Origin of the sequence: Vreelandella venusta, from assembly GCF_044809155.1 — a bacterium.
Lineage (GTDB): Bacteria > Pseudomonadota > Gammaproteobacteria > Pseudomonadales > Halomonadaceae > Vreelandella > Vreelandella venusta_B.
The window spans coordinates 1,830,731-1,843,577 of sequence record NZ_CP085241.1; the positions used below are offsets into that span (position 1 = coordinate 1,830,731).

Here is a 12,847-nt window from a genome sequence, read left to right on the forward strand (position 1 = left end):
CCATGTCTCAATCACGCGAATTCGACTACATTATTATTGGCGCTGGATCAGCAGGTAACGTGCTGGCTACGCGCCTGACCGAAGACAGCAACGTCAGCGTGCTGCTGCTAGAAGCCGGCGGCCCAGATTACCGCTTTGACTTCCGCACCCAGATGCCCGCGGCCCTGGCCTACCCGCTGCAGGGTAAGCGCTACAACTGGGCGTTCGAAACCGACCCCGAGCCGCACATGGACAACCGCCGCATGGAGTGTGGCCGAGGCAAAGGCCTTGGCGGCTCCTCGCTGATTAACGGCATGTGCTATATACGCGGCAACGCGTTGGATTACGACAACTGGGCCAAACAGCCCGGGTTGGAGGAGTGGGACTACTTAAGCTGCCTGCCCTACTTCAAAAAGTGTGAAACCCGCGATATCGGCCCGAACGATTACCACGGTGGTGATGGCCCAGTAAGCGTCACGACGCCCAAAGCGGGCAATAACCCGCTTTACCGCACCTTTATTGAAGCGGGCAAGCAAGCAGGCTATCCAGAAACCGACGATGTTAACGGCTACCAGCAAGAAGGTTTCGGCCCCATGGACCGTTTCGTAACGCCCAACGGGCGCCGCGCTTCTACCGCTCGGGGTTATCTGGATACCGCCAAACAGCGCAGCAATCTCACTATCGAAACCCACGCCGTCACCGATGTCATTGAGTTCGATGGTAAACGCGCTGTTGGCGTACGCTACGAGCAAAAAGGCCAGCCCCAGCAGGCCCGCGCACGGCGCGAAGTGCTGCTGTGCGGTGGTGCGATTGCCTCACCGCAAATTCTTCAACGCTCTGGCGTCGGTAACCCAGAGTGGCTGAAAGAGCTGGGTATTCCCGTGGTACACGAACTACCCGGTGTGGGTGAAAACCTGCAAGACCACTTGGAAATGTACATTCAGTACGAGTGCAAAGAGCCCATTTCGCTCTATCCGGCGCTGAAGTGGTACAACCAGCCGAAAATCGGTGCTGAATGGTTATTTAAGGGCACCGGCGTGGGCGCCAGCAACCAGTTTGAGTCCTGCGGCTTTATCCGCAGCCGTGACGAGGAGGAGTGGCCCAACCTGCAGTACCACTTCTTGCCCATTGCCATTAGTTACAACGGTAAGAGTGCGGTTCAGGCGCACGGTTTCCAGGCGCACGTCGGCTCCATGCGTTCAGAAAGCCGTGGCCGTATCCGTCTGACGTCCAAAGACCCCCACGCTGCGCCAAGCATTCTGTTCAACTACATGGCCAAAGAGAAGGACTGGGAAGAGTTCCGCGACGCGATTCGTTTGACCCGCGAGATCATCGCTCAACCGGCTTTCGATCAATACCGAGGTCGTGAGATTGCGCCGGGCCCTGACGTGCAAAGCGACGAAGAGCTAGACAGCTTCGTGAAACAGCACGCCGAAACCGCTTACCACCCTTGTGGCAGCTGCCGCATGGGTGAAGGTGAAATGGCCGTCACCGATGCCCAAGGCCGCGTGCATGGTCTCGAAGGGCTTCGCGTGGTGGATGCATCGCTGTTCCCGGTGATTCCTACTGGCAACCTAAACGCACCCACCATCATGCTGGCGGAAAAAATTGCCGACCGCATTCGTGGCCGCGAGCCGCTGCCACGCACCGACGTTGCATACTACGTCGCGAACGGAGCACCCGCAAAACAGCACTGAACTTTACTTTGAAAGAATAACTCAAAACGCCATAGCATACCGCTATGGCGTTTTTTTATGCACAGTACATCTACGTAGCACATCGCACAGAGAACAACCCCGTCACCCATACGCTACAGTAGTGATTAAACGCAGCGTTAAAACGAGCGGCTGAGAACAGCCGTTGCAGTAGCCCAGGAAGTTGTAGCAGCACTATCAAAGCGATGGGCTTATGGCTGCGGCAAACACGCGAAAGGCTTGCACTGAACAGCGAGAATCTGCCAGAATTCAAACATCTGTTTAAATGCACTATCAATTAACAAAACGCGAATTAACAACCCACGGAGAGGTTATATGCTAACCCTACTACTTATTGTGCTTGCCGTTGTCGGCTTGCTCATCGTGATGCGTCGGGAAGCGGGCGCAACGCCAGCGCTCGCTGTCCTTGGCGTTCTCGGCCTTATCGGCGTGTTATTCGACGCGCCGATTACGGGTACCATACTGCTGATTGGCGCAGCCGTGGTGGCGGCTGCGGGCCTGCCTGCGCTGCGTAGCAAGTGGCTGACACCGCGCCTCTTCGCTATCTTCAAAAAAGTCGCACCCAAAGTATCTGCCACAGAACGCACCGCACTGGAAGCGGGAAGCGTCTCCTGGGACGGTGAGCTCTTTTCAGGTAAGCCGCAGTGGAACAAGCTGCTCGACTTTAAAGATGAGGGTCTGCGCGAAGACGAGCAGGCGTTTATCGACAATCAGTGTGCAAAAGCCGCAGGCATGTGTAACGCCTGGGATATCGCTAAAGAGCGTGCCGACCTTCCCCAAGAACTTTGGGACTTTCTGAAGAAAGAAGGCTTCTTCGGTATGATTATCCCGAAGGAGTACGGCGGCTTAGGCTTTTCTGCTAAAGCCCAGTCCACAGTGCTGCAGAAGCTTTCCGCCAATGAAACCCTGATGGTGACCGTGGGCGTACCCAACTCGCTCGGCCCAGGTGAATTGCTGCTGAAGTACGGCACTCAAGAGCAGAAAGATCACTACCTGCCCCGCCTGGCCGATGGCCGTGAAATCCCCTGCTTTGGCTTAACAGGCCCCCGTGCTGGTTCTGATGCTACCTCGCTACCGGATACCGGTGTGGTGTGTAAACAGGTCATCAACGGCGAAGAAGTTGTCGGCGTTCGCCTCAACTTTGAGAAGCGCTGGATCACCCTGGCGCCTATCGCTACCGTAGTGGGCTTAGCGTTCCGTCTTTTTGACCCCGAAAACTTGCTGGGTGAAGAAGAAGATCGTGGCATTACCTTAGCGCTGATTCCCCGTGATACCGATGGCATGGACATTGGTCGTCGTCATCACCCCATCGGCAGCCCGTTTATGAACGGCCCGATCAAAGGTAACGACGTCTTCGTACCGCTAGATACCATTATCGGCGGCCCGGATATGATTGGCCAAGGCTGGCGGATGCTGGTGGAGTGCCTCTCTATTGGCCGTTGTATCACGCTACCTTCCGGCGCAACTGGCACCGCGCGCTACGCACTGGGCTGGAGCGGTGGTTTCACCCGCGTTCGTCGTCAGTTCAACGTGCCGGTAGCCGAGATGGAAGGTGTTCAGGAACCATTAGCACGTATGGCGTCGTTGGCCTACATTTCTGCGGCCACGGTGTACCAAACCGCCAACCTGATCGACCATGGCGAGAAGCCGGCGGTACCCTCTGCCATTCTGAAAAGTCAGCTCACTGAATTCCAGCGCGTACTGCTAAGTGATGCGATGGACGTTCACGGTGGTAAAGCGGTTACCCTTGGCCCGCGCAACTATCTAGGCATTGGCTATAGCGCGAACCCGGTGGCGATCACCGTGGAAGGCGCGAACATCATGACCCGCAACCTGATGATCTTCGGTCAGGGCGCTATTCGCTGTCACCCTTACGTCCTTGACGAGCTAGCGGCGAAAGATGCCAACGATATCAAAGCGTTTGATAAAGCCTTCTTTGGCCATGCAGGCCTGATTTTCGGTAATGCGGCACGCGCCTTTACCTTGGGGCTTGGTCTCGGCAAAGCCAGCGTGCCATTCGACGGCCCGGCGGCTATTTATGCCCAGGACATTGCACGTCTGTCTGCTAGTTTTGGCCTATGTGCCGACGCGGCTATGGCAAGCCTCGGCTCTGAGCTTAAAAAGCGCGAAATGCTCTCTGCCCGCCTGGGTGACGTGCTCTCTAACCTTTATCTGGCCTCTATGGTGCTCAAGCAGTGGCAAGCAGGCGATAAGGTCGAAGGTGAAGAAGCGCTTCTGCATTACAGCTGCCGCTTCTTGCTACACCGTGCTGAGCAGGCCTTTGTCGAAATTTTCGACAACCTGCCAAATCGCGCGCTTGGTAAAGTGCTTAACGCGGTGACAATGCCCACTGGCCGCCGTTGGGATAAGCCCAGTGACGACCTAGCACGGGATATTGCCCAGCGCGTCTCTAGCCATAGCGCCCTGCGCACCAAGCTGCTTGTCAATACGTGGGATCAAGATGATGGTCAAGAGCGCAATCCGCTAGCCCGTTATAATGCCCTGCTGGCTGAGTACGAGCGCGCAGAGAAAATCTACCGCACGGTGAACAAGGCTTACGCTAAAGGCGAGCTGCCTCAGACAGCCCTTCACCCAGAAGCACGTGTGGAAGCGGCTCTAGAGAAAGGGCTAATCAGCGAAGAAGATGCCCAGTTCATGCGCACCTTTGAAGCTGAAGTGCTTGAAATGCTGACCGTAGACGACTTCGCTTACGATGCATTTGCAACGGACAAATCAACTCTCATTAACCATAACGCAGCACCGGTTACCAAACCGGCAAGCGAGGAAATGAGCGTTAAATAATTCGTTCGCCTGCCCTCTAACCGGCCCTCATTTGGGGCCGGTTTTTTTGTGCCCTGCTTTTCTCGACGCTTTCTAAAGCGAAAACTTCCCGCCTATCTCCTTCGCCCAACGCTCGCAGCAAACGCTCCCTCTTCTTTTCTGCCACTGGCATGGCATTAGACATAAGTTAAAAAGCCCAAATAAGCACATAAAATGCGTTGCAAGTTCGAAAATGATCAACTAGCCTTTCGTTATTGAAAATTCCTGTGCGGAAACTGAGCAACTCAGCGCAGATTCCACCACCACAGCCACCATCACGCTCATCAAGCAATAACGATTTTCAGTAGCAATTTTCCAATAACAATGACGCTAGCGAGATCGGCATGTCCTTATATCTACAGCATATTGACCACGTCGTTGGCGGGGTTCCTCATATTAGTAGTGTAGAACTTGAGCTAGAGCCAGGTTCGTTTAACGTGCTACTCGGGCGAACATTAGCAGGCAAAACCACGCTAATGCGCTTGATGGCAGGTTTGGAGCAACCTTCCAAGGGCAAAATCTTCATGGACGGTAAAGACGTGACCGGCGTTTCCGTTCGAAAGCGCAACGTCTCCATGGTTTACCAGCAGTTCATCAACTATCCCAGCCTAACCGTGCGCGACAATATTGCCTCTCCCTTGAAGCTTGCCAACACCCCTAAAAAAGAGATTGAGCATCGCGTCGGCAAGATTGCCGAAATGCTTCGCATAGAGCACCTGCTGGATAGGTACCCACAGGAGCTATCCGGCGGGCAGCAGCAGCGCACTGCGATGGGCCGCGCCCTGGTAAAAGAAGCTGACCTCATCTTATTCGATGAACCGCTTGTTAACCTTGACTACAAGCTTAGAGAGGAACTCCGTGACGAGCTGCGTGACCTGTTTAAAGAGCGCAACTGTATTGCGGTTTATGCCACCACAGAGCCTAACGAAGCGCTAGCATTGGGGGGCAATACTGCAGTGCTTCATGAAGGTAAGCTTCTCCAGTACGGCCCTACCGACCAGGTCTACCGCCAACCCAACAGCCGTTATAGCGCCGAAATGTTCTCAGAACCGCCTATCAATATTGTACCGGGAACCCTAAGCACTGCGGCTATCTCCTTTGACCCCTCTTTAAGCTTTCCCTGTGACGATGGCTTACAAAGCCTATCGAAGGGCACCTATGATTTTGGGATACGCGCCTCGCATATCACTCTTTCTCCCACATCACCTAGCGATATAGAGCTGCCGGTGAGTGTTGACGTCGCCGAAATAAGCGGATCTGAAACCTTTTTACATGTCAGCCATAAGCGGTTTCCGCTCGTGCTTCATTTAGCTGGCATTCACGAATTTCACGTCAACACACCTATCAAGGTTTACTTCTCCAGTCGTCAGCTTTACGCCTTCGATAAACAGGGCAGCACAGTGCACGTGCCCGCAGGCCAAGGAGGCATCGTCAATGGCTGAAATTACGCTTAAGGGACTTGCCCATAGTTACAGTAAAACCCCGACGGGAAGTGACGATTATGCGATCCGCCAAATGGATCACGTCTGGCATCAAGGCGGTGCTTATGCATTGCTTGGCCCCTCTGGCTGCGGCAAGTCAACGCTACTAAACATTATCTCTGGGCTGTTAGAGCCATCAGAAGGTGATGTGCTATTCGATGGGCAGCGGGTTAACGAACTTCCTCCCGAAGAGCGCAATATTGCTCAGGTATTTCAGTTCCCTGTCATCTACGACACCATGACGGTGTATGACAACCTGGCTTTCCCGCTTCGCAACATGAACATCCCTGAGTATCGGCTGGATCCCAAAGTGCGTGAAGTGGCCGATATCCTAGATCTCACGCCACTGCTCTCGCGGAAAGCCAAAAACCTCACTGCCGATGAGAAGCAAAAAGTCTCCATGGGCCGCGGGCTGGTGCGCGACGACGTCTCGGCCATCCTGTTTGACGAACCGCTGACGGTGATCGACCCGCAGCTCAAATGGAAGCTACGCCGCAAGCTCAAAGAGATTCACGAGCGCTTCAATATCACCATGATCTATGTCACCCACGACCAGCTGGAGGCGTCCACCTTCGCCGACAAAATCGCGGTCATGTACGACGGTCAGGTGGTGCAGTTCGGGACGCCCCGGGAACTCTTTGAAAAACCGGCACATACCTTTGTAGGCTACTTTATTGGTAGCCCGGGCATGAATTTCATGAGCGTCGCCCACCAAGAGGGCAAAGTGATGTTTGGCGAGCGGGCGTTACCTGTGAGCGAGGCCATACGCCGTATCGTCGCGACTGCTAGCTCCAGCAATATCAAGCTCGGTATTCGCCCGGAGTTTATTACGGTCAGCAACTCCCCAGAGGCTGGCAGCGTACCTATCGAGGTCGTCAACCTACAGGATTTGGGCACCTATTCACTGTTGAGCTTCACCCTGAACGATCAACTCTTCAAGGCACGTCTACCTGAAGGGCACGCCCCAATAATAGGTGATGCTGCCTATGCCGTGTTTTCTGATCAACACATCGCTCTCTATATCGACGAATATCTAGTGGAGATCGGCCATGAATAACAAAGTGCAAAATAACCGTGCATGGCTTTTAGTTCTTCCCATGCTGGTTCTCGTAGCATTCTCCGCCCTTATTCCGCTAATGACGGTCGTTAATTACTCGGTGCAAGACGTACTAGGCCCCAATGCGCGCTTCTTTACCGGCACGGAGTGGTTTGAAAGCATCTTAAACGACTCAGCGCTTCGTGCGGCCTTTCTTCGTCAAATCCTTTTTTCGCTGACTATCTTGGCCATTCAGGTGCCCTTGGGTATCGGCATTGCCCTCATTATGCCCAAGCGCGGCTGGCAGGCATCAGCAGTACTGATCTTAATCACCCTGCCGCTGCTAATCCCATGGAACGTGGTGGGCAGTATTTGGCAAATCTTCACCCGTGGCGATATCGGCCTCATGGGCTACGGACTTCGCGAGCTAGGGATCAACTACAACATCACCCGTAATGCGGGCGATGCCTGGGCCACGATTATCTTGATGGATGTTTGGCACTGGACGCCGCTCGTCGCCATGCTTTGCTATAGCGGCCTGCGCTCAATCCCTGAAGCTTACTACCAGGCCGCGCGCATCGATCGCGCGTCAAAATGGGCAGTATTCCGTTATATCCAGCTTCCCAAGCTTACCAACGTGCTGGTCATTGCGGTGCTGTTACGTTTTATGCACTCGTTCATGATTTACGCCGAGCCCTTCGTGCTCACCGGCGGTGGCCCGGGTAGTTCAACCACTTTCTTGAGCCAATCGCTGGCCACAATGGCCATCGGCCAACAAGACTTAGGCCCTTCTGCGGCATTCTCCATTATCTATTTCTTGGTCATTTTGCTGGTGAGCTGGGTGTTCTACACCACCATCATGCACATGCAAAAAGATAAGAACCCGCACGGGGGAGCATGATATGTACCATCTCGAAAATTCTCAGCAAGGTGAAAAGTACAACACCATTTTCAGCAAGACGACCCCCGCTCAGCGCCGTCGTCGGAATGCGCGCAGCCGGTGGCGTTCGCGGGTGCTGTTAGGCCTGTATCTTTTCCTGATGATTCTGCCAATTTATTGGCTAATCAATATGTCGCTCCAGACTAATAGCGAAATTTTGGGTTCCATGACGCTGTGGCCCCAAAACCTGACGTTTGATAACTATATTGGCATTTTCACTAACTCAAGCTGGTACATGGGCTACGTCAATTCGATGCTTTACGTTGCCATGAACATGCTGATCACTATTTGTGTCGCACTCCCAGCGGCTTATGCGTTTAGTCGTTACCGTTTTATCGGCGACAAGCATCTATTTTTCTGGCTACTCACTAACCTGATGGCGCCACCAGCGGTGTTCCTGCTGCCCTACTTCCAGCTCTACTATTCGGTGGGCCTGTTTGATACCCACATTGCCGTAGCGCTGGCCCACTGCCTGTTTAATATCCCACTGGCTATTTGGATTTTAGAGGGCTTTATGAGCAGCGTGCCGAAAGAGATCGACGAAACGGCCTACATAGACGGTTACAGCTTTCCGCGCTTCTTTATCAAAATTTTTATACCCATGATCCGCTCTGGCATCGGCGTCACACTGTTCTTCCTGTTTATGTTCTCCTGGGTAGAGCTACTGCTGGCAAGAACACTGACCGCCACTAGCGCTCAGCCAATTGGCATGATTATGACCCGCACCTCAACCGCATCAGGCATTGATTGGGGAACGCTGGCAGCCGCTGGGGTGCTCACCATTGTGCCGGGTATTTTGGTGGTCTATTTCGTTCGTAACCATATTGCTAAGGGCTTTGCCCTCGGCCGTACCTAGGGAGACGTTGCTATGACGTGGATGGTATGGACAACTCCAACAGCTCTGTTCTTTTCATCAATTGCCGCCATGCTAGCTGGCATGACGCTATGGGAAATTTTATCGCCCACGATTGAGCGAAAAGGTTTTTTACCCATTAGCACTACCCGTGGTGACCGGCTATTTATTGGCTTGCTATCGGCTGCTTTTATTCACCTAGGCGTTATCGGTTTTACAACGCTCTCTATCTGGATTGCACTAGCACTATCAGCGGTATGGCTGCTGGTGTTAATGCGCTGGGGTTAATGCAACAAAGCGCCTCCAGCGTTACGGAAGTATCAAGGATGGTCTCAACACCAAGGAAGAACACAACAAAACGAGGTCCACATGCGTAACATACCTTTCCAACTCACCACCCTCGCCGCTAGCTTTATGCTCGCATCGGGGACGCTGTTAGCCGACGACCATGACGCACGGGCAATTGCTGAGCGTCTTGTAGACGAGCATTTTCAAAACTCCACGCTAAGTCGTGAAGAGCAAATTGAAGAGCTTCTCTGGTTTGCTCAAGCGGCCGAACCCTTCCGGGGTATGGACATTCAAACGGTTGCCGAAGGCTTAACCACCCACGTCTATGAAAGTGAAGTTTTGGCGGAAGCTTTTAGCGAGCTGACCGGCATTAACCTCACGCATAACATCATCGGCGAGGGTGACTTAGTCGATACGATGCAGAACCAGATGCAGTCCGGTAATAGTATCTACGATGGCTATATCAACGACTCTGATTCTATCGGCACCCATATTCGCTATGGCACCACCATCAACCTCTCTGAAGCAATGCAGAATGAGTGGGCCGACCTTACGCTTCCCACGCTAGATTTGGATGATTTCATCGGCCTGCAATACACCACAGGCCCCGATGGAAGCATCTATCAGCTACCTGCTCAGCAGTTCGCCAACCTCTACTGGTTCCGCTATGACTGGTTCCAGCGTGAAGACCTGCAAGAGCAGTTTCGGGAGATTTACGGCTATGACCTAGGCGTACCCACCAACTGGACCGCCTACGAAGATATTGCTGAATTCTTTACGGAACATGTCGGCGAGATCGATGGTACCCGCGTTTACGGCCATATGGATTACGGTCGACGCGACCCGTCGCTGGGCTGGCGCTTCCATGACTCCTGGCTCTCCATGGCGGGTATGGGAAGTCCCGGCGTGCCTTTCGGTAACCCCGTCGATGATTGGGGCATCCGAGTTAACGAAGAGAGCCAGCCCGTAGGCGCCAGCGTTAGCCGTGGCGGTGCCACGAACTCTCCAGCGTCGGTTTTCGCAATGCAGAAAGCCGTGGATTGGCTACGTGATTTTGCGCCACCAGAAGCACAAGGCATGACCTTTGGTGAAGCAGGCCCGGTACCGGCACAGGGTCATATCGCTCAGCAGATCTTTTGGTACACAGCCTTCACTGCGGATATGACCGACCCATCGGTGGCGGTAACCGATGATGAAGGCAACCCACTATGGCGTATGGCCCCTTCCCCCACCGGCCCCTACTGGGAAGAAGGTATGAAAGTGGGCTACCAGGACGTAGGGTCTTGGACCTTCTTTGACTCAACCCCCGAAGACCGCCGCAGCGCGGCATGGCTGTTTGCCCAGTTCACCGTAGCGAAAACCACCTCGCTGGAAAAACTGATGGCTGGCCTAACGCCGATTCGTGAGTCTGACATCTTCTCCGAGCAGATGACCGAAATGGCACCCAAGCTGGGCGGTTTGGTGGAATTCTACCGCAGCCCGAACGAATCCAACTGGACGCCTACTGGTACCAACGTACCGGACTACCCGCGCATGGCGCCGCTATGGTGGCAAAATCTGGCACCGGTCATGAGTGGCGAGGTTACGCCCCAAGAAGGCTTGGATAAGCTCGCGGCTGATATGGATAACACCATGCACCGTCTTGCCCGCGCCAACGTCTTCGACAGCTACGCGCCAGTGCTAAATGAAGAACGCGATCCTCAATACTGGCTTGACCAGGAGGGTTCTCCGAAAGCTAAGCTCGACAATGAGATGCCTCAGGGCACCACCGTTCCTTATGATGAAATGATGGAAGCGTGGATGGAAGCAGGTACACGTTAATCCTTACCAGGCGGGCTACGGCCCGCCTCTTCCAGCGTTTCATCAGTGGCAAGCAGGCGTTTTGCCTACTCACATATTGAGACCGTAAACCCAGGGCTTTTTCTTTGTTAACTGGAACCGCTATGAAACTGCGTAATCGCAATATTGAGAAATTGCACACTGAAGAATTCGACGCGCTAATTATCGGCGGTGGCATCAATGGTGCTGCCACTGCTGCTGCCCTAGCAGGCAAAGGCGCTAAAGTTGCCCTTATTGATCGTGGTGATTTTGCAGGCAGTACCAGCATGCACTCCTCCAACTTAGTTTGGGGAGGAATCAAGTACATGGAAAGCAAAGATTTTGCACTGGTGCGCAAGCTATGCAAGAGCAGAAACCATCTGATTAAAAGCTACCCTTCAACCGTGCAGGAGATACGTTTTCTTACCACCATTACTAAAGGTTTTCGTCACTCTCCACGCTACTTGTGGGCGGGAACGTGGCTTTACTGGCTAATGGGCAATGGGTTTACAAAATTACCACGCTTACTGTCGCCGAATAAAATCAAACAGGAAGAGCCCATCATTAATGTCGAAGGTTCAGTGGGAGGGTTCGAGTACTCAGACGCTTACCTCCACGACAATGATGCCCGCTTTGTGTTTAATTTTGTTCGTCATGCTCTGGATTATGGCGCTGCAGCCGCGAACTATGTGGAGTCACTGGGTGCCGAACGCGAAGGCGATTGGTGGCTGACTAAAGCGCGTAATGTGATGGATGGCAGCACTTTTACCATCCGCGCCAAAGTGCTGATTAACGCTGCTGGTCCGTGGGTGGATCAGCACAATGCACTGACCGGCCAAAAAACGACCCACCAGCACCTGTATTCCAAAGGCATCCACTTAATTGTTCCGCAATTAACACGTACCAAGCGCGTTTTAGCATTTTTCGCCAATGATGGGCGACTGTTTTTTGTCATCCCCATGGGTAACCGAACCTGTATCGGCACCACGGACACTCATATGGAGCATCCAGAAGTCGATGTAACCGCAGACGACATTGCCTTTGTGCTTGAAAACATCAATACGCGTTTGACCCTCAAAGACCCTCTTACGCCCGATGATATTATTTCTACCCGGTGCGGAGTGCGTCCGCTGGCCATTAAAGCTGACCAGGGTAGTGATCGTGATTTTTTACAGCTCTCTCGTAAACATGTTATCGACACCAACATAGAGAGCGCGCATATCAGTATTTTTGGCGGTAAGCTTACCGACTGCCTCAACGTAGGCGATGAGATTGCCGACGACGTAGCACGGCTAGGCGTTACGCTCAGCGACCCGAATTTCCAGTGGTACGGCGAGCCACCCCTCCCCGTCAAGCAACAGTTTATGGATCAAGCGGCGCGTATGAACCTTGACGCCATGACCGCTGACAGCTCCTCCGAGCCACTCTCTTCTCGTTTGTGGCGGCGCTATGCTGAAAAGGCAATGGGAATGCTGGAGGAAATCCGTCAAGACCCCTCTGAAGCCGATATTCTTATCGAAGGTACGGAGTACATACGCTGTGAGCTGGCACATGCGAGGGATCACGAAATGATTACCCAGCTAGAGGACTTCTTACGTCGGAGAGCAAAAGTCTCTTTGGTCGTTCAACACGAACAGCTACGCCAATCAAAAGGGCTGAAAGAAGCTTGCAAAGTACTGTTTGGCGAAGAGGCAGAGGAGCGTTTTAACACGTATTTTGAACAGAATAGAGATACATCTCGACCGCCTCAGTCAGCTATCGAGGATCATTAACTTTGAGTGAAAACGGTTCAAAACAAGGCTGAAGGCAATAAATAAAGAACAGAAAAAAAGTTATTGAAAACTCCAGGCGCGAAATGATTGTTAATGCTCAATGGGCAATCGTTATCACTAATCGGCGCTTTTGTTTATTAAAACA

Annotated in this window: 9 protein-coding genes; all 9 read left to right on the plus strand. The window is 53.1% G+C overall.

Features of this window, described 5'->3' with window-relative positions; translation table 11 throughout:
• Nucleotides 1-2 precede the first annotated feature (2 nt).
• On the plus strand, nucleotides 3-1,676 hold the full coding sequence (betA, locus tag LG301_RS08670; RefSeq protein ID WP_404470680.1) for a choline dehydrogenase: 1,674 nt from the start codon (nucleotides 3-5) through the stop codon (nucleotides 1,674-1,676).
• 333 nt (nucleotides 1,677-2,009) lie between these two features.
• A complete protein-coding gene (locus LG301_RS08675) occupies nucleotides 2,010-4,496 on the plus strand; it encodes an acyl-CoA dehydrogenase (RefSeq protein ID WP_404470682.1) in 2,487 nt (828 codons plus the stop codon).
• A 362-nt stretch (nucleotides 4,497-4,858) separates the two neighbouring features.
• Entirely contained in the window at nucleotides 4,859-5,956 is a 1,098-nt protein-coding gene (locus LG301_RS08680) for an ABC transporter ATP-binding protein (protein ID WP_404470684.1), read from the plus strand.
• Entirely contained in the window at nucleotides 5,949-7,052 is a 1,104-nt protein-coding gene (locus LG301_RS08685) for an ABC transporter ATP-binding protein (protein WP_404470685.1), read from the plus strand. Before LG301_RS08680 ends, LG301_RS08685 begins: the two co-directional genes overlap by 8 nt.
• The gene (locus tag LG301_RS08690) at nucleotides 7,045-7,932 is read left to right on the plus strand and encodes a carbohydrate ABC transporter permease (RefSeq protein ID WP_404470686.1); all 888 of its coding nucleotides are present in this window, start codon (nucleotides 7,045-7,047) and stop codon (nucleotides 7,930-7,932) included. The genes LG301_RS08685 and LG301_RS08690 overlap by 8 nt, the downstream gene beginning before the upstream one ends.
• A gap of 1 nt (nucleotide 7,933) precedes the next feature.
• A complete protein-coding gene (locus tag LG301_RS08695; protein WP_009095620.1) occupies nucleotides 7,934-8,827 on the plus strand; it encodes a carbohydrate ABC transporter permease in 894 nt (297 codons plus the stop codon).
• 12 nt (nucleotides 8,828-8,839) lie between these two features.
• Nucleotides 8,840-9,112 (plus strand): DUF2160 domain-containing protein, encoded by a 273-nt coding sequence (locus tag LG301_RS08700; RefSeq protein ID WP_009095618.1) that lies wholly within the window; start codon nucleotides 8,840-8,842, stop codon nucleotides 9,110-9,112.
• A gap of 81 nt (nucleotides 9,113-9,193) precedes the next feature.
• Nucleotides 9,194-10,933 (plus strand): ABC transporter substrate-binding protein, encoded by a 1,740-nt coding sequence (locus tag LG301_RS08705; protein WP_404470687.1) that lies wholly within the window; start codon nucleotides 9,194-9,196, stop codon nucleotides 10,931-10,933.
• A gap of 122 nt (nucleotides 10,934-11,055) precedes the next feature.
• Entirely contained in the window at nucleotides 11,056-12,702 is a 1,647-nt protein-coding gene (locus LG301_RS08710; protein ID WP_404470688.1) for a glycerol-3-phosphate dehydrogenase/oxidase, read from the plus strand.
• The last annotated feature ends 145 nt before the right edge of the window (nucleotides 12,703-12,847 follow it).